We start from the raw sequence: 17,200 nt of genomic DNA, 5'->3' as shown, positions 1-17,200 counted from the left end.
CATAACAGCCGTAACAGTAATCGTGTGGCTAGCCAAGCATTGCCGGAGCTGCCCCGCACGAACCCCCCGTCACCGGCGGAGACCAGGCCCTGCGCGACTAACCTCCTGCGTGGAGGGGGCCGTGCTGCTCGCGCGGAGTGCGGTCCAGTGGTCGAGGCGTCGGCGGATCTCGGCTTCGTAGCCGTTGCGGGTGGGGTCGTAGTAGGTCTCGCGGTCGATGTCGTCGGGGAAGTAGTCGGCGCCGGAGAAGCCGTCGGGGGTCTGTCGTACTGGTAGTTCCGGCCGTAGCCGAGGTCCTTCATGAGGCGGGTGGGGGCGTTGAGGATGTGGGCTGGCGGCATGAGGGAGCCGGTCTGCCGCGCGCGGCGGTGTGCGGCGCCGTAGCCGCGGTAGACGGCGATGGATTTGGGGGCGGTGGCCAGGTAGACGACGGCCTGGGCGAGGGCGAGTTCGCCTTCCGGGGAGCCGAGGCGTTCGTAGACGTCCCAGGCGGCGAGGGCCTGGTGGACGGCCTGGGGGTCGGCGATGCCGATGTCCTCGTTCGCGAAGCGGACGATGCGGCGGGCGATGAAGAGCGGGTCCTCGCCGCCGTCGAGCATGCGGGCCAGCCAGTACAGGGAGGCGTCCGGGTCGGAGCCGCGCATCGCCTTGTGGAGGGCGGAGATCAGGTTGTGGTGCCCCTCCTGAGCTTTGTCGTAGAGCGGGGCCCGCTTCTGGATGTGCGCGGCCAGAGCCGCGACGTCAGGCGTGGCGGTATCGCCGGGCAGGGCCTGGAGTTGTTCGGCCATGTTGAACAGGTAGCGGCCGTCGCCATCGGCAAGGGCGGTCAGGGCGTGACGGGCGTCGTCGGTGAGCGGCAGGGAATGGCCGGTGACGTCCTCGGCGCGAGTGAGGAGTGTGTCCAGGGCTGTCTCGTCGAGGCGGTTGAGAACGAAGACCTGGCAGCGGGAGAGCAGGGCCCCGTTGAGTACGAAACTGGGGTTCTCGGTGGTCGCGCCGACCAGGACGACGGTGCCGTCCTCGACATAAGGCAGGAAGCTGTCCTGCTGGGCGCGGTTGAAGCGGTGGATCTCGTCGACGAAGAGCAGCGTGCCCTGGCCCATCTCGCGTCTGCGGGTGGCGGTCTGGAAGACCTTGCGCAGGTCGGCGACGCCGGAGAAGGTCGCCGACAGAGGCTCGAAGGCCAGGCCGGTGCGCTCGGCCAGGAGGCGGGCGATGGTGGTCTTGCCGCAGCCGGGCGGGCCTCACAGAACGGTGGAGACCAGGCGCTTGTGGGCGACCATGCGGCCGAGTGGGGCGTCGGGGGCCAGGAGGTGGTCCTGGCCGACGACGTCGTCGAGGGTGCGGGGGCGCAGCCGGTCGGCCAGCGGGCGCGGTGGTTCGTCGCCGAAGAGGGGCAGGGCTGGTTCGGTGTGGGTCATCGGGTCTTTCCGTGCGAGGGGCCGTGGACGAGGTCGTAGGAGTGGAGCACCAGGTCCTCGATCAGGCTGGCGGTGATGCCGGGGCCCGCGCCGACCGAGATCCAGTGGGCCTTGCTGAGGTAGCGGCCCGGCGTGATGCTCTCGTAGCGCAGGCACAGTGAACTGCCCCGGTCGGGCTCACACTTGACGGTGATGGCGAGCTCGGCGGGCTCGTCGGTCACGATCAGGAAGACCTTGCCCGCCGCCTTGTAGACGTCGAGTTTCGGGGTGAAGGGGCGGTCGTGGGTGACGTCGGGGAGGGCGGCGGCTGTACGGCGGGCGGTCTGCTGGAGCCGGGTGCCGGTGAGGGTCACTGGGACCTCGCTGCGCGTCCGCCGAACGTCTTCGGATCCACCGGCTGTTCGGCCTTCGGGAGCCCGGCGACCACGAGCCGGTAGGAGTTGATGACGAGGTCCTCGACCAGGCGCGGCGTGAGGGACTTCCCGGCGGAGAGCGTGATCCAGTGCTTCTTGTTCATGTGGTAGCCGGGGGTGATGTCGGCGTGCGCGGCACGCAGCGCCTCGGCTTCCTCCGGTTCGGACTTGAGGATGACGACCGGAAGGCCGGGCGCCTCGGTCATCAGCAGGAACATCTTGCTGTGGACCTCGAAGACCTCCCATTCAGGGCCGAAGGGGTCCACCAGCTTGGCGCCCGGCAGGCTCTGGGCGCGCTCCCGTGCCGTCTCCTGCAGCTTCTTTCCGTTCATCACGGCAACCTCTCTTTCCTGTGCGGCAGTTGAAGGCCGCCGCCTTCAGTCGAGTACGACGACGTGCTTGCCCGGGTACGCGCCGGATTCCAGGTCGGCCTGGGCCTCGCGGACGGATTCCAGGCCGTGGTAGATCTTCGCGACGCTCACCTTCAGACGTCCGTCGGCGATGGCGCGCAGCTGGTGGTCGAGGACATCGGCGGACAGGTCGGTGGCGGCGCCGCCGTACGCGGTCAGCCGTACCCCGTTCGGGATGAAGCCGAGGGGGCTGAAGTCCGGGATCGTCCACTGGTCGGCCAGCGCGCCGGTGAAGCAGAGCGTGCCGTGGACGCGGACCGCGCGCAGGGTGTCGTGCAGGTGCCCGGCGCCGACCAGTTCCAGGGCCGCGTCGACCCCGTCCGGAAAGATCTCCCGTACGGATCCGGCGATCTCGCCGTGGTCGACGACGGGGTGGTCGACACCGGCTTCGCGGAGCATGTCGGCGCGGTCGGGGCGACGGGTGGTGGACAGCACGGTGGCGCCCAGGTCCTTGGCGATCGCGGCGGCAGTCAGGCCGACGGTGGAGGTGCCGCCGCGGATCAGCAGCGACTGCCCAGGGCGCAGATCGAGGCCGGTGGACAGAGAGCCGTAAGCGGTCTGCACCATCTCCGGGAGCGCGCCGAGCGTCTCCCACGGCAGGTCGGAGGTGAAGGGGATGACCTGGGAGGCCGGGACCAGGACGTACTCGGCGTACGCCCCGTCGTACGAGCGGCCCATCCCGCCCATCATGGTGGCCACCTGCTGCCCGGAGGTGAGGCCGCTGCCGGCCGGTGCCTCGGCGACCACTCCGGCGCATTCGATGCCGGGCACGCGCGGATAGGTCACGTCCGGGCCGGACAGGCCCTTGCGGGTGGTCACCTCGGACTCGTTGACGCCAAAGGCCCTGACCTTGATACGAACCCAGTCGGGGCGCAGCGGAGGTAGGGGCAGATCCGTGGCGACGAGCTTGTCGGTGCCGCCCGTTTCGGAGACGACGATGGCGCGCATAGTACGGGGGCTGGGCTCGCCGGCTGGGCTGGTCGGTTCGCTCATGGTGGTTCCTCGGTTCCTCGGTTCGACGGTGCGGCGATCGGTGGGCCGCCCCGTCAGTCGGTGATGCCGCCGTACGCGTGGATCTTGGTCGGGTGGAGCCGGACGACCAGTTCGCCCGGGACGCCGTTGCGGCGGCCGAACTCCTCTGCCTGCTCCGGTCCCATGTACTTCTCGCCGGCCGCCGTCGCGATCCGCAGGAGTTCGTCGAGGTCGTCGCTGAGGGTGACGCCGCCGCGGAGCTCGGCGTAGGAGAAGGGCGGTTCGTCGTCGGTGACGCACAGGGCGGCGCGCGGACTGCGGCGCAGGTTCTTGATCTTGGCGGTGGAGCCGCCGGTGGTGAACGCGAGGGTGTCGCCGTCCAGGACGAACCACACCGGGGTGATCGCGGGGGTGCCGTCCGCGCCGACCGTCGCGAACTTGCCGGTCCTGGCCCCCGTCGCGACGAACGCGCGCCATTCCTCGGTCGTCATTTTGTGCATGTGCTGTTCTCTTCCCTGGATGGGGGTGTGGCTACGTGAGCGCCTCGCGCAGATAGCGGCCGGTGACGCTGTCCGGGCTGTCGGCGATCTGCTCGGGGGTGCCGGTGGCGGTGATGCGTCCGCCGTCCGCGCCGCCGCCGGGGCCGAGGTCGATCACGTGGTCGGCGTTGGTGATCATGTCGAGGTCGTGTTCGATGAACACGACGGTGGCGCCGTTGTCGACCAGGCGTTGCAGTACGCCGAGGAGGACGCGGACGTCGAGGGGGTGCAGGCCGACGCTGGGTTCGTCCAGGACGAACAGGGCGTCGTGCTGGTCGCGGTCGAGTTCGGTGGCGAGCTTGAGCCGCTGGGCCTCGCCGCCCGACAGGGCGGGGGTGGCCTCGCCGAGGGTGAGGTAGCCGAGCCCGAGGTCGACGAGGGTCTGCAGGCGGGAGCGGACCTTGTTCAAGTCGCCGGTGTGCTCGATCGCTTGGGTGACGGTGCAGGCCAGCAGTTGCGGCAGCGTCAGCCCGGCGTCGCCGTCGCGCGGCACGCGGCGGACGGCGTCGGCCGCGGGGGAGTAGCGGGAGCCTTCGCAGTCGGGGCAGAGGATGTCGACGTCGGGCAGGAACTGCACGTCGAGTTCGATCTGGCCGGTCCCCTCGCAGGTGGGGCAGCGCAGGCTGCCGGTGTTGTACGAGAAGTCCCCGGCTTTCAGGCCGCGTTCCTTCGCCGCGGGAGTGGCGGCGTAGGCGCGGCGCAGGTCGTCCAGGACGCCGCTGTAGGTGGCGACGGTGGAGCGGACGTTGATGCCGATCGGGGAGGCGTCGACCACGTTGACGCGGGTGATGCCGTCCGGGGTGAGCTTGTGGATGTGGTCGGGGAGCGGCTGTTCCGCGGTGTGCGATTTCAGGGCCGGGACCAGGCTCTCCAGGACGAGGGTGGTCTTGCCGGAGCCTGAAGCACCGGTGACGGCGGTGAGCCGGCCGCGCGGAATGTCCAGGTCGAGGGCGTGGACGGTGTGCAGCGGCGCGGTGCGCAGGTGGATGCGGCCCATCTTGAACACGTCGTCGGCGTCGGGCCGGGGGCGGACGAGGATCTCTTCGCGGCCGATGAGGAATCCGGCGATCTGGGACGCCTTGCTGCGTGCCACGCTGCTGAGGGTGCCTTCGGCGATGACGGTGCCGCCGTCGCGGCCGGATCCGGGCCCGATTTCGATGAGGTGGTCGGCCTGGCGCAGGACCTGGATGTCGTGGTCGACGACGATCACCGAGTTGCCGTCGTCCAGCAGGCTGCGGATGACGCCGAGCAGGCCGTCGACGTCGGCGGGGTGCAGGCCGATGGAGGGCTCGTCCAGGACGTACAGGACACCGGTGGTGCGGTTGCGGACCGCGCGGGACAGCGCGACGCGCTGACGTTCCCCGGTGGACAGGGTGGACGAGGCGCGGTCGAGAGTGAGATAGCCCAGGCCGAGTTCGATGAGCCGCTGGGCGGTGGCCACCATCTGGGTGATGATGCTCTCGGCCATCGGCGCCATCGGCTTCGGCACCGTGGCGGGGATCGTCCGCACCCACGCGGTGACGTCATCGAGGGTCTTGGCGGTGGCGTCGGCGAGGTTGATGCCGTCAACGAGGCTGGAGCGGGCCGGTTCGCTCAGGCGGGTGCCGTGGCAGTCCGGGCAGGTCTGGACGGACAGGAACCTGTCGACCCGGTCGAGTCCCTTCTTGGTGGTGGCCTTCTTCAACGCCTCCTCGACCGCCTGCCGGGCGTTGCGGTACTGGGCGTTCAGCTCGAAGAGCTTGCCGTTCTTGGCCGGGTACAGGATGACGCGCTTGACCGGCTCCCCCTCGAAAACAATCGCGCGTTCCCTCTTCGTCAGCTTCTCGAACGGCACGTCGGTACGCACGCCGAGCTCGGCGGCCACCTTCGGCACGGCCGCAAGACCGAACATCTGCCACGGCGCGACCGCGCCCTCGTCGATACTGCGTGAGGGATCGGGTACGAGGGCGTCCTCGTCGACCTCCCGGACGGTCCCGGTGCCGGAACAGCGTGGGCATGCGCCGTCGCTGTTGAACGCGTACGACTCGGCGCCCGGCGGCCCGAACACCACTGCGCACTCGGGACAGGTCAGCGGCAGGTCCAGGGCGACATCCACGGTCGGCTCCAGGCGATGCCCGTTGGGGCACTGATGGTGTCCGAGCCGGGAGAAGAGCAGCCGCAGGCTGTTGAGGAGCTCGGTGGAGGTCCCGAAGGTACTGCGCACCCCGGGGATGCCGGGCCGCTGGCGCAGCGCGAGCGCGGCCGGCACATGCTCGACACTGTCCACGGCCACATGGGCCGCTTGGATGAGGCGGCGCCGCGTATAGGTCGACAGCGCCTCCAGATAGCGCCGGGACCCCTCGGCGTACAGCACACCGAGCGCCAGCGAGGACTTGCCCGAACCGGAGACTCCGGCGATCGCGACGAGCTTGCCCAGCGGCACCGTGACGTCGATGTCCTTGAGGTTGTGCACGCGTGCCCCATGCACCTTGATCGCGTCCGGTGCCCCCTTCACGAACTTGCCCACTGAACTGGTCCTTCCGCTACGGCTGGTCGTGATCGATGCGGGATGCCCGGGAAGACGCCGGGCGTCAGCGCATCACGGTGCTCTGCTTGCCGACGCTGGTGCGCTTCCACGACTCGCGCAGCTTCGGGATGCTGTCGGGGTCCCACGCGTTCCGCAGGGACAGGTGGCCGTGCGACAGCAGCCACTCACCGTCGGTCTTGCGGAAGATGAGCGACATGTTCCACGACAGGAACAGCTTCTCCCCGCCGTTGTCGTCCGGCTGGTACGTATTGAAGGTGAAGACCAGCAGGACCTCGTCGCTGCTGATCACGCGGGCGCTCTCGTCCAGATACTCCTGCCGGGTGAGGCCCGCATCCGCGTAGATGCGCTTGAAGTGCGCACGCACAGCTTCACGGCCTACGGCGAAGTTCTCGGCGAGCGGATCGACGTAGGTGACGTCCTCAGCCAGCGCGTCCATGTAGCCCGTCGGGTCTCCGCTGGTCCACCGCCACTGGATGGACTTCTCGAACTCGACGAGTGTTGCGACTTCTTCGGGGGTCATGACGTTCTCCTGTCTGTCGTTCATGCCGGTGTTCTTCTGCTCCGGGCGCGGATCGCCGGTCAGTAGGCGACGAGGTCCTTGAGCGTCTCGGAGAAGGCCCAGTTGGAGTGCACGATGAGCCACTGACCGTCGACGAGCCGGTAGCCGTGCGTGGCGTTCCAGGCGCGTAGCAGCTTCTCGTTGCCGCCCTCGTCGAGCACGTAGGTCTTGAGGTTCTAGCCCATGACAGCGAAGTCACCGCTGTCGCCGACGTGCACCGTCGGGTTGAGGTACTCGCTGCGCACGATGTTCGGGTTGGAGTAGATGGACGACAGCCACGCGACGGCCTTCTCCTTGCCGACGACGATGTCCTTGAGGATCGGGTCGAAGTAGCTCACCTCGTCCGCGAACCCGTCCAGATAGCCGTTGGGGTCGCCGACGCTGAAGCGCTCGTTGTACGCCTTCTCCAGCTCGATGATGGTCTTGCTGGCTTCTTCCTTGTTCACGCCCACGACGGTTCCTTTCGCATCTCGCCCGGGGCGAGGTGGTCGCCGCGGCACCTCTCGATCATCCAGCGAAATCCGACGAAACGGGCAGTTGGCAGCGGACAGTCAGTAGTCAATGAAGGACACCGCAGGCCCCCGCGGCATCACGCCGTGCGGCAGACCCGCTCGATCAGGGTCTGCCAGCTGTCGCCCAGTGGGCGGGTGCGGCGCTGGAAGGCGGCGTCGGCCTCGGCGCCCCCGTCGGGGCCGCTCCCCGGCAGTGCGAGGAAGATCATGAAGGGGCCTTCCAGGGCGCTGGTGAGCTGGACGGTGAGGCTGTCCAGATCGGCGACACCGGTGCCCGCGCGGCCGAGCAGCATGCGGATGTGGGCCTGGGTGAAGCCGCTGCCGCCCTCGGCGGGGACAGCCCGGTGCCGGTCCAGTGAGGAGCGGACGATCGTGACGTGGTCGGCGAGGTAGGCGACGCGGGCTCGGCCGTAGGCGACCAGCCGGTCGAGGGGCTCGGCACCGGGGCCGAGTGGGGGCGGGCCGGCCAGGACCTGGTGCTGGAAGGCGTGCTCGTCGTCTTCGAGCAGGGCGTGGAAGATGCCGGCGCGGGTGCGGAAACGGCGGTAGACGGTGCCCTTGCCCAGGCCGGCGCGTTCGGCGAGGCCGTCCATGGTGACCTTGTCCGCCCCCAGCTCGGCAGCCATCTCGCGCGCCACCGCCAGCAACCGCTCTCGGTTGCGGGCGGCGTCGGCGCGCTCGGCGCGGGGCCGTCCGAAGGGCAGCGGCGATCGTTCCATGCGGCAAATCTATCCCCGCCCGGAGGCTGGGAATTTAAACGGGGTGAAGTCCGCTTAGGCTGTATGAGGCTCGGCCAGCCGCTCGTCAGGCCCGGCCCACGTCCCCTCACGTCGATATGAAATGGACCCGACATGAACGTCTTCCTCTGGATCCTCCAGGCCCTGCTCGCCGCCGGAATGCTTGCCGCCGGCGGCGGCAAGCTCGCCCAGCCCTACGAGAAGACCGCCGAGTCCATGGCCTGGGCGAAGAGCTTCACGTCCGGTCAGGTGAAGACCATCGGCGCGGTGGAGGTGCTGGCCGCGCTCGGCCTGATCCTCCCGGCCGTCACCGGCATCGCCACCGTGCTCACGCCGCTCGCGGCCGTCGGCGTCGCACTGATCATGATCGGCGCGGTGGTCACCCACGCCCGGCGCGGCGAGTGGCCGAACGTTGGTATCAACGTCGCCCTGCTCGCCATCGCGGTCGTAATCGCCTGGGGCCGCTTTGGCCCGTACGCCTGGTAAGCCCGCCCGAGGGCATCCCTTCGCCCCCCCACACGCATTCCTCCTCCGAAACGGAGCCCGCCATGCCCGCCGTCGCGCCCGCGCTCGACGTCCTCTTCGGCCTCGGCACCTTCGGCGACGTCCCCCAGGATGACCAGGACCGTCCCGTCTCGTACGCCCGCGCGATCCGGCAGGTCGTGGACGAGGCCGTACTCGCCGACTCCATCCGGGTCGACGCCCTCGCGATCGGCGAGCACCATCGTCCCGAGTACGCCGTCTCCACGCCCGAAACCGTGCTTGCGGGCATCGCCACCCGCACCGAGCGGATCCGGCTCGCCTCCGGCGTCACCGTGCTCAGCTCGGACGACCCGGTGCGCGTCTTCCAGCGGTTCGCCACCCTCGACGCGCTCTCCGATGGCCGCGCCGAAGTCATCCTGGGCCGCGGCTCGTTCACCGAATCCTTCCCGCTGTTCGGCTACGACCTGGCTGATTACGACGTGCTCTTCGAGGAGAAACTGGACCTGTTCGTCAGGCTGCTGGAGGAGAAGCCGGTCACTTGGGAGGGCACCCAGCGGGCCGCCCTGACGGACGCCGACGTCTTCCCCAAGACCGAGTCCGGGCGCTTGCCCACCTGGGTCGGGGTCGGCGGCTCCCCGCAGTCGGTGATCCGTACCGCTCGCCACGGGTTGCCGCTGATGCTCGCGATCATCGGCGGAGACCCGGCCCGCTTCAGCCGCTACATCGACCTGTACCAGCGCGCCGCCGAGCAGTTCGGGACCACGGCGCACCCGGTCGGCATGCACTCCACGGGGTTCGTCGCCGACACCGACGAGGAGGCCCGCGCCCTGCACTGGCCGCACTTCAAGGCCATACGCGACACGATCGGGGCGCTGCGCGGCTGGCCGCCGGTCTCCAAGGGCGAGTACGAGTCCGGGATCGAGCACGGCTCGATGTACGTCGGCTCCCCGGAGACCGTCGCCCGCAAGATGGCCGACGCCATCAAGCAGCTCGGTGTCGGCCGGTTCGACCTCGTCTACACCGCCGGCACCCAGCCGGTCAGTGCCCGGCTGCGGGCGGTCGAGCTGTACGGCACGAAGGTCGTCCCGATGGTCCGCGAACTGCTGGCCGACTGAACGCAGTTGCCGTAGTTGACTGTAGTGAAGGAGTACGTGATGACCTCTCTGCCTCTTCCGGTGATCGGCATCCTGGGTGCGGGCAAGGTCGGCACGGTGCTGGCCCGCCTGGCCGTCGCGGCCGGCCGCCGGGTCCTGATCGCGGGCTCGGGCGACCCGGAGCGCATCGCCCTCACCGTGGAGGTTCTCGCCCCCGGCGCCGAGCCCGTCACAGCCGAACAGGCCGCCACCGAGGCGGACATCGTCGTCCTCGCCCTGCCGCTCGGCAAGTACCGCAGCGTTCCGACGCAGGCGCTGCGCGGCAAGGTCGTCGCCGACGCGATGAACTACTGGTGGGAGACGGACGGGATCCGCGACGACCTCACCGACCCGAACACGTCCTCCAGCGAGCTCGTCCAGGCCCACCTGCCCGGCTCCCACGTCGTGAAAGTCTTCAACCATATGGGCTACCACGATCTGGAGGACGGCGCCCGCCCCGACCTTGCCACGGGGGCGCCCGGCCGCCGCGCCATCGCCGTCGCGGGAGACGACCCCGCGGTCGTGGCCACCGTCACCGCCCTGGTCGACGCCTTCGGCTTCGACCACGTCGAGGCCGGAGCGCTCGCCGAAGGGATACGCATGGAGCCCGGCACCCCGGTCTTCGGCGCGAACACGGCTGCGCCGCAACTGCGCGAACTGCTGCGGCAGTTCCCGGACTCCGAGCGCGGACGGGCGGCATCGGCCCCCCGTGGCGTCGCTGCCTGACGTCCATCAGGCTGTCCAGCCGAGAGGGGCTCTGATCGAGATCGGCTGGTGGGAGTGCGGGCTTGCGCCTCACATGCCGGACTCGGCCTCACGGGCCGCGAACGCGGCTGGATTGAGACCGGTGTGGCCACGGAAGAAGCGGCCGAAGTTCGCGGGATCGGTGAAGCCGAGGTGGTGGGCCACAGCCCGGGCGTCCCATCCGGCACCTGCCAGCAGACGCCGGGCCTCCAGCAGCCGCCGCTCGTCGATCAGCTCACGCACCCCCTTGCCGGTGGCGTCCCGGGCGGCGCGGCTGAGGGTACGTACCGAGCAGCCGAGCAGCGCGGCATAGTCCGCGGCCCGGTGCAGTTCCCGGAAGTGCAGTTCCAGTGCGTCCACAAACTGTGCGTGCGTGTCCTTGCGGCCCGTGCTCTTCGCCGCCGGGCCGACGGGGGCGACGTCCGGGGAGTTGGCGAGGCGCAGCAGCAGCGATTCGAGCAGGCTGCGCCGCAGGGCGTGGTGGACATCGAGCCGGCGACGCCCCAGCGCACGGTGTTCGTCCAGGAGTTGGAGGGCCGTCTGCCGCAGCCAGGCGTCGTCATCGGGGTGCGGGCTCAGCACGGCGGGAGCCTCGTGCGCGGTGAGCGGGGCCAGCAGGCGGGCGGTCTCGGAGGTCAGGACGCCCGGCTCGAACAGGATGAACGGGCCTCGGGTGGCGCCCGGCGGATGCCAGCACTGCGTGTGCCCGGGGCGCACCCACAGCCACTGGCCCGGGGAGACGGCCCGCGTGACGTGGTCGACGTCGTGGAGCAGTTCGCCCTCGGTGACCAGGATCAGATAGTGGAAGGTCGCACGGCCTGGACGGGGCGGGTTCCACGGCCAGTCGTCGTGCCCGGCGAAGAAGTCCTCGATGGTGTTCACCTCAAGGCCGTACGGGGTGCCGACCGGGGGCTGGAAACCGTACAGCGGAACCGCGGCCTGCCCGCTGCGTCCGACTCGTGGAGAGCGCTTGGGGTGTCGCTTGTCGACCATCACGTGTCCGCAGCCTACTGACCGTTTTGTCGGCTTCGGGAAGCAATGGGCGGGGGCGGCGCGTGACCCGCCCCTCTGCTGGCCGCCTTGGTCCTAGGGGTAGACATCAAGCTCAGACGTCCTTGACCTGTACGCGGTCGCCGCACAGTTTCGACCAGTCGTCGCGGTCCGAGGTCAAAACAAGTACGGGTGCCGGGGAGCGGAGCGCCATCGCGGCGACGAGGGTATCGATGGCGTACTTGTGGCCGTGCAGGCCGCCGGCGTCGCTCAGCAGCTGCACCGCGGTGAGGCTGTCGGCGTGGGTGACGTCCTGGACCTGAAGACGGGAGAGCACCCAGCGGAGTCGGGCGGTATCCGTCTTCCCGTAGACGGCTTCCACCACCGTCAAGGCGGACACAAGAACGGGTACGCCTACACGTCGAGCGGCCTCGATGCGGGTGATCATCTGCCGGTCGTTCCGCAGGAGCAGCGACAACGCCTGGGAGTCCAGGACCAGGGACCTGGCCGCGGGTGCCTTCATGCGGCGCTGTCGCCTGAAGCGTACGGCGCCTGTACTTCACCGAAAAGTTCGCGCTGCGCGGCCTGGACCTCGGCCTCACTCAACGGCTCGTGCTCGGCTTCGTAGGCGGCGACGATCTCGGCGAGGCCGTCCATCGCCAGCTGGTGCCGGACTGCCGCAGTCACATAGGCGGACACTCCACGCTTGCCAGTGCGCGTGCGTAGAGCACCGAGGAGTTCCGAGGGCATCGAGACGGAGATGTTCTCCGTGCCGCCGGGGCGGGGTGACTTCATGGGGGCCAGTCTAGTACAGGAACTATTACATCGGGTGGAATGCTGCGCAGCCCGCATCTTGCGGCGGAGTTTCGGCGCCATTGGGGTCTTGGACCTGAAGGCGGGAGAGCGGCCGGCGCAGCCGGGCCGTGTCGCTTTCGATGAGTTGTCGCAAGCGGATCTCGAAGACCTCAATGGTGATCGGGTGGACGTCACGTTTCGGCAGCTCGCCAAGCTCGCTCGCCTGCACCGCGACAAGGGATGGCGCGGAGATGGGTTTGAGCGGGCCGTTCACGAGGCGATTGTCGGCGGTGAGCCACAAGTTGTCGATCTGGTCAGCGAAGCTCTCAGGAGGGTGAGTCCTAGGGCGTGCAGCGAGTCGTGAATCAATCTGTGGGACGCGCCTTCGCTTCGGGGCGGATCCCGTAGTCCTGAGTGCATGACGCGCTTGTAACTGACGGATGGGGAGTGGGAGTTCATCGCGCCGGTGTTGTTGTGTAGCCGGTTGCGTGGCGCCATTTCGCCGTTCTGGTGAACATGCAGGTCGGATGGGGCCCATACCGCCGGGAGCGAGCCGCTGGCTTTCCGGCACTTGGTCGATCCGGGAAATAGCTGCTCACCCATCAGCGGCTGGCCCGCTCCACGACCTCGGCCAGGTGGGCGCGCGCATCTCGGATGGACTCTGCGGGCGAAGGCCGACGAGGGCTGCGTCGTGTGCCCAAACGTGCTGAATGTCCCGGATGTGCACAACACCGAGGAATCGGCCGGGGTTGGCCGCTCGGCCGCAGGGGCGGTGGACTGGCGGCGCCGTCGTGTGGCGTCAGCCGTCCTGGGCTCTCTCGTCACTATGTCGTGAATCCCGGTACCCGTGCTGATATTGCGCCACATTTCGGTCACGCGGGAGCATGTGGGGGACTCCGCCGACTTTGTGAACTCCGCCACATCGACGAGCACTTGCTCGCCCGGCGATGGTGCTCCGACTCCACCTCACCCGGCAATGCTTTGCGTATCTGTGTGATTACTTTCTGACACCACCTACCTGGAGGCGCCCCCGCCTTTCATCGCACCTCGGCCTGAAGTGGGAAAAGCCCGGATGTCACGTCTGGGTAACTACGGCGTGAACTCGCCCACGGCGTCGTTCGAGCAGGTCAGCGGCGGAGATGAGAAGGCTCTGCAGGGCCGCCCGGCGGGTGCACTCGACCGCGGTCCTGGGGGGCTGCGGGCCCCGCCTCGGTTTGGGATGGGCGTGACCCCGTACGCTATGCTCCGATAACCGTCTCACCTGGCGCTGGCAGGCTTCGTAGCCGTCGCGCACGCCTCGTATGAAGGCATGACGGATCACGATTGGAAGGACGACGATGGCGCGTTGCTCAATTGCGGCCATATCCTGGGAGCGCGTGCATCTCACTCTCGTTGTGGCGGTCTCCGGCTTCACTGGAGATCCTAGTGCTCTGCGCTTCCTGATAGTTGACAACGGGCGCGAATTCCCGGTGAACTCTCAGCAAATCGACGCCGAACAGCACCGCTTGGATATCAACGTCACCAACTTCCAGGATCGGCGCCAGGTGCCCAACGGTACGTGGCGGATCGTCCCTGTGCTCGGTGACGAGCGACTGCCTGAGGCCACCTTCGACCTCAAGGCCGCGGACCGGCTCGACTCCGACTCCCGTACCTTCCTCTACGACCAGAACCGGTCCGTGTACGTGATCGCGTTCGGGATCTCGGACGACGAGGACCACCCCGCGTTCCTCATGCGCACGTACCAGCTGTTCCGCGGTGCCGGTGCCGGTGCGAAGAAGAGCCCGGTGAAGAAGCCGCTCGGCAAGCGAATATCGCTGAAGGTGTTCCCGCGGGCCCGGCGCCGGAAGATGGCCAACAAGTTCTACCGGACGGCCCGTCGGCTGAACCCGCCGAAGGGCAACCGGATCCTGTTCGCCTCGGAAATGCGCACCGGGCTCGGTGGCAACCTGGCGCGCGTCCACGACCGGATGATCGAGCGCGGCCTCGACAAGAAGTACACGTTCAACCATTCGTTCCGCGTGCCGGCGACGGCGAACAAGTGGAGCACGCTCCGCCTGATCTACCGCCTGGCGACGTCGGACACCGTCCTGATGGATGACTACTTCGGTCTCCTCGCGAACCTCAACATTGCGCCGGACACCAAGATCATCCAGCTCTGGCACGCCGGCAGCGGCTTCAAGGCCGTCGGCTACAGCCGGTTCGGGAAGTACGGCTCGCCGAAGCTGTCCAACGCCCACCGCAAGTACACCTACGTCATCACCGGGTCCAAGCACCTCGTGCCGGTGTACGCCGAGGCGTTCGGTATCGAGGAGTCGGCGGTCGTCCCGACGGGGCTGCCCCGGATCGACACCTTCCTGAACGAGGACCACTCGCGCAAGGTCAAGGACGACTTCTTCGCCTCCCACCCGCACCTCAAGGGCAAGAAGATCGTCCTGTTCGCGCCGACCTTCCGCGGGAAGAGCATCGGGGACGCGCACTACGACTACGACCGCATCGACTTCGAGAAGCTCTACGAGGTCTGCGGCGACAAGTACGTCGTCCTCTTCCGGATGCACCACTTCATCTCGGAGGAGCCGCCGATCCCGGCCGAGTACGCGGACCGGTTGATCAACTTCGCGTCGTTCCCCGACACCAACGACCTGCTGCACGTCACCGACGTACTGGTCACGGACTACTCGTCGGTCATCTACGAGTACACGCTGCTCGACAAGCCCATCCTGTTCTACGCGTACGACAAGGAAACGTATTCGGTGGTCCGCGGATTCCACCGCGACTACGACTCCGTTGCCCCCGGCAAGGTGTGCGTCACCTTCGATGAACTGCTCAAGTCCCTGCAGGACGAGGACTTCGACCTCTCGAAGGTCGAGGAATTCCGGCGGGACAACTTCGACTACGTCGACACCAATTCGGCGGACCGCGTGATCGACTGGCTGGTCGTCGGAGATCACGGCAACGAGACCGGCGGCTTCCAGCCGTGGCTCGCACCCGTCCCGGACGATACCGCGGTGGGAGACCAGCCGCTCAGTGACCAGTCGGAGGAATAAGTCATGAACGTTGCCCTGCTTTTCGCCGGAGGCATCGGGTCGAGGATGAACAGCCGTGCCCTTCCCAAGCAGTTCCTGGAAGTCCACGGCAAGCCGGTCATCATCCACACCCTTCAGCACTTCGAAGCGCACCCCGAGATAGACGCGATAGCCATCGCGATTCTCCCGGAGTACCGCGAGCACATGACGAAGCTGCTGACGCGCTACGAGATCCAGAAGGTCAAGTGGGTCGTCGACGGCGGCAAGACCGGTCAGGAGTCGCGGCACAACGCGCTCAGGACCGTCGCCGCCGAGTGTCCCGAGGACACCGTCGTGCTGGTCCACGACGGTGTGCGGCCGCTGATCGACGCCAAGCTGATCAGCTCCAACATCGCGACGGTGCTGGAGCACGGCTCGGCCATCACCTGCACCAAGTTCAACGAGACCGTGGTGTCGAGTGAGCACGAGCACATCGACGATGTGATCCCGCGCGACCACATCTACGCCGCCCAGGCCCCGCAGAGCTTCAAGCTCGGTGAGATCCTCTCGCTGTACGACCGGGCGGTCGAGGAGGGCGAGCACGACAGCATCGACTCCTGCTCCCTGATGCACCGTTACGGCCGCAAGATCTACCGGGTCGTCGGCCCCCGCTCGAACATCAAGATCACGACGGCCGAGGACTTCTACCTCTGCCGGACGTACTTCGAGATCCTCGAGAACCAGCAGATCGTAGGTTTGTGAGTTCCATGACCACCGTTTCCAGTCCGGTCGTGGCGCGCGACCTCGAAGAGATCCTTGACCGCGACCTGCCGTGGGGCGAGCTTTCCGGCCGCACCGTGCTGGTCACCGGTGCGAGCGGCATGCTGCCGTCGTACGTCGTCTACACCCTGCTCGCACTGAACGACCGGCACGGCGCGGGCATCACCGTGCACGGTCTGGTGCGCAACGAGGAGAAGGCCCGGCGGCTGCTCGCGGACGTGCTCGACCGCCCGGACTTCCACCTGGTCGTCCAGGACGTGTCGGCTCCGCTGGAGCTGCCGGGTCCCGTCGACTACGTGATCCACGGGGCGAGCGCCGCGCGGCCCGCCCTGCACGGCAGCCAGCCGGTCATGACGATCAAGGCCAACCTGCTCGGCACGTTCAACCTGCTCGACCTCTGTGTGGAGAAGGCCAGCCGTGGCTTCCTGCTGATGTCCTCGGCGGAGGTCTACGGTGCCCAGGCCCCGGAGACCGAGCTCATCGACGAGCAGAGCTACGGCGGGTTCGACATCCTCAACCCGCGGGCCTGCTACGCCGAGGGGAAGCGCGCCGCGGAGACGATCGGCGCGACCTACCAGGCGCAGTACGGCATCCACAGCCACGTCGTCCGGTTCGGTCACGTCTACGGGCCGGGGATGGCGCTCGACGACGGCCGGGTGCAGGCCGACTTCGCGGCGAACGTGGTGGCCGGCAAGGACATCGTCCTCAACAGCGACGGTTCCGGCGTCCGGACCTACACCTACGTGGCCGACGCCATCGCCGGGCTGTTCTACGCGCTGCTCCGCGGTGACGAGACGGCCTACAACGTCGCGGACCCGGCCGGTCTGGTCTCGATCCGGCGGCTGGCCGAGCTCTTCACCGAGGTGCGCCCGGAGCGCGGGCAGCAGCTGCGGTTCACCAACGAGTCCGACGCGCGCTCGTACAGCATGAGCAAGAAGCAGGGCCTGGACAGCGCGCGGCTCGCGGCGCTCGGCTGGAGCCCGGTGGTCGACCTGCCGACCGGGCTGAACCGTATGGTGACCCACCTGGAGTCGACGGTTCTGGGCGCCTAGCACTTCCCGGCGCCCAGCACTTCCCGCGTCGCCGGAACGGAACGGAACATGGCCTCGGGCCCGGACGGAAGTCCGGCTCGGCCAGCCGGTCGGTGCCGGTGACGTCGATGCTGTCCTTGATCCGTTGCGGG

Annotated in this window: 19 protein-coding genes and 1 pseudogene; 6 read left to right on the top strand and 14 right to left on the bottom strand. The window is 68.3% G+C overall.

Features of this window, described 5'->3' with window-relative positions; translation table 11 throughout:
* Window positions 1-320: 320 nt before the first annotated feature.
* The 10 genes and pseudogenes from ABZ154_RS30440 to ABZ154_RS30395 form a co-directional block, all read right to left on the bottom strand.
* A pseudogene (locus ABZ154_RS30440) lies at window positions 321-1,187 on the bottom strand (replication-associated recombination protein A); the annotation flags it as partial.
* Between the two features lie 230 nt (window positions 1,188-1,417).
* Window positions 1,418-1,774, bottom strand: a complete 357-nt coding sequence (locus ABZ154_RS30435) for an MmcQ/YjbR family DNA-binding protein (protein ID WP_356837595.1) — start codon at window positions 1,772-1,774, stop codon at window positions 1,418-1,420.
* A complete protein-coding gene (locus tag ABZ154_RS30430) occupies window positions 1,771-2,166 on the bottom strand; it encodes an MmcQ/YjbR family DNA-binding protein (protein WP_356837594.1) in 396 nt (131 codons plus the stop codon). Before ABZ154_RS30430 ends, ABZ154_RS30435 begins: the two co-directional genes overlap by 4 nt.
* A 45-nt stretch (window positions 2,167-2,211) precedes the next feature.
* Complete coding sequence (locus ABZ154_RS30425; protein ID WP_356837593.1) at window positions 2,212-3,237, bottom strand: zinc-binding dehydrogenase; 1,026 nt, start codon at window positions 3,235-3,237, stop codon at window positions 2,212-2,214.
* 53 nt (window positions 3,238-3,290) lie between these two features.
* Entirely contained in the window at window positions 3,291-3,707 is a 417-nt protein-coding gene (locus ABZ154_RS30420) for a PPOX class F420-dependent oxidoreductase (protein ID WP_356837592.1), read from the bottom strand.
* A gap of 40 nt (window positions 3,708-3,747) precedes the next feature.
* The gene (locus ABZ154_RS30415; protein ID WP_356837591.1) at window positions 3,748-6,261 is read right to left on the bottom strand and encodes an excinuclease ABC subunit UvrA; all 2,514 of its coding nucleotides are present in this window, start codon (window positions 6,259-6,261) and stop codon (window positions 3,748-3,750) included.
* A gap of 64 nt (window positions 6,262-6,325) precedes the next feature.
* Window positions 6,326-6,826 carry an SgcJ/EcaC family oxidoreductase gene (locus ABZ154_RS30410; RefSeq protein WP_356837590.1) on the bottom strand — a complete coding sequence of 167 codons (501 nt, stop codon included), beginning with the start codon at window positions 6,824-6,826 and terminating at the stop codon, window positions 6,326-6,328.
* Window positions 6,827-6,861: 35 nt separating this feature from the next.
* Window positions 6,862-7,002, bottom strand: a complete 141-nt coding sequence (locus ABZ154_RS30405) for a hypothetical protein (protein WP_356837589.1) — start codon at window positions 7,000-7,002, stop codon at window positions 6,862-6,864.
* 15 nt (window positions 7,003-7,017) lie between these two features.
* Window positions 7,018-7,287 carry a hypothetical protein gene (locus ABZ154_RS30400; RefSeq protein WP_356837588.1) on the bottom strand — a complete coding sequence of 90 codons (270 nt, stop codon included), beginning with the start codon at window positions 7,285-7,287 and terminating at the stop codon, window positions 7,018-7,020.
* Window positions 7,288-7,430: 143 nt separating this feature from the next.
* Window positions 7,431-8,072, bottom strand: coding sequence for a helix-turn-helix domain-containing protein (locus ABZ154_RS30395; protein ID WP_356837587.1), 642 nt, complete (start codon window positions 8,070-8,072; stop codon window positions 7,431-7,433).
* A 132-nt stretch (window positions 8,073-8,204) separates the two neighbouring features.
* Between ABZ154_RS30395 and ABZ154_RS30390 the strand changes: the two genes are divergently transcribed.
* The 3 genes from ABZ154_RS30390 (at window position 8,205) to ABZ154_RS30380 (ending at window position 10,432) form a co-directional block, all read left to right on the top strand.
* Window positions 8,205-8,576: a DoxX family protein gene (locus ABZ154_RS30390; protein ID WP_356837586.1), complete on the top strand. Its 372-nt coding sequence runs from the start codon at window positions 8,205-8,207 to the stop codon at window positions 8,574-8,576.
* Window positions 8,577-8,638: 62 nt separating this feature from the next.
* Window positions 8,639-9,688 (top strand): LLM class flavin-dependent oxidoreductase, encoded by a 1,050-nt coding sequence (locus ABZ154_RS30385; protein WP_356837585.1) that lies wholly within the window; start codon window positions 8,639-8,641, stop codon window positions 9,686-9,688.
* 39 nt (window positions 9,689-9,727) lie between these two features.
* Window positions 9,728-10,432, top strand: coding sequence for an NADPH-dependent F420 reductase (locus ABZ154_RS30380; protein ID WP_356837584.1), 705 nt, complete (start codon window positions 9,728-9,730; stop codon window positions 10,430-10,432).
* A 69-nt stretch (window positions 10,433-10,501) separates the two neighbouring features.
* Here ABZ154_RS30380 and ABZ154_RS30375 read toward each other — a convergent pair whose 3' ends face one another.
* The 4 genes from ABZ154_RS30375 to ABZ154_RS30360 form a co-directional block, all read right to left on the bottom strand.
* Window positions 10,502-11,446 (bottom strand): AraC family transcriptional regulator, encoded by a 945-nt coding sequence (locus ABZ154_RS30375; RefSeq protein ID WP_356837583.1) that lies wholly within the window; start codon window positions 11,444-11,446, stop codon window positions 10,502-10,504.
* 109 nt (window positions 11,447-11,555) lie between these two features.
* Window positions 11,556-11,963 carry a PIN domain-containing protein gene (locus ABZ154_RS30370; protein ID WP_356837582.1) on the bottom strand — a complete coding sequence of 136 codons (408 nt, stop codon included), beginning with the start codon at window positions 11,961-11,963 and terminating at the stop codon, window positions 11,556-11,558.
* Window positions 11,960-12,235, bottom strand: coding sequence for a hypothetical protein (locus tag ABZ154_RS30365; RefSeq protein ID WP_356837581.1), 276 nt, complete (start codon window positions 12,233-12,235; stop codon window positions 11,960-11,962). Before ABZ154_RS30365 ends, ABZ154_RS30370 begins: the two co-directional genes overlap by 4 nt.
* Window positions 12,236-12,260: 25 nt before the next feature.
* Window positions 12,261-12,509, bottom strand: a complete 249-nt coding sequence (locus ABZ154_RS30360; protein ID WP_356837580.1) for a hypothetical protein — start codon at window positions 12,507-12,509, stop codon at window positions 12,261-12,263.
* 1,195 nt (window positions 12,510-13,704) lie between these two features.
* Between ABZ154_RS30360 and ABZ154_RS30355 the strand changes: the two genes are divergently transcribed.
* The 3 genes from ABZ154_RS30355 to ABZ154_RS30345 are packed head-to-tail and all read left to right on the top strand — an operon-like array spanning window position 13,705 to window position 17,069.
* Window positions 13,705-15,279 (top strand): CDP-glycerol glycerophosphotransferase family protein, encoded by a 1,575-nt coding sequence (locus ABZ154_RS30355; protein ID WP_356837579.1) that lies wholly within the window; start codon window positions 13,705-13,707, stop codon window positions 15,277-15,279.
* A gap of 3 nt (window positions 15,280-15,282) precedes the next feature.
* Window positions 15,283-15,999 (top strand): IspD/TarI family cytidylyltransferase, encoded by a 717-nt coding sequence (locus ABZ154_RS30350; RefSeq protein ID WP_356837578.1) that lies wholly within the window; start codon window positions 15,283-15,285, stop codon window positions 15,997-15,999.
* A gap of 5 nt (window positions 16,000-16,004) precedes the next feature.
* Window positions 16,005-17,069 (top strand): NAD-dependent epimerase/dehydratase family protein, encoded by a 1,065-nt coding sequence (locus ABZ154_RS30345; RefSeq protein ID WP_356837577.1) that lies wholly within the window; start codon window positions 16,005-16,007, stop codon window positions 17,067-17,069.
* Window positions 17,070-17,200: the final 131 nt, after the last annotated feature.

Source organism: Streptomyces sp. NPDC006261 (assembly GCF_040613515.1).
Classification (GTDB): Bacteria; Actinomycetota; Actinomycetes; order Streptomycetales; family Streptomycetaceae; genus Streptomyces.
Note: the sequence above shows the minus strand (reverse complement) of the source record. Positions and strands in the feature narration are given on the sequence as shown.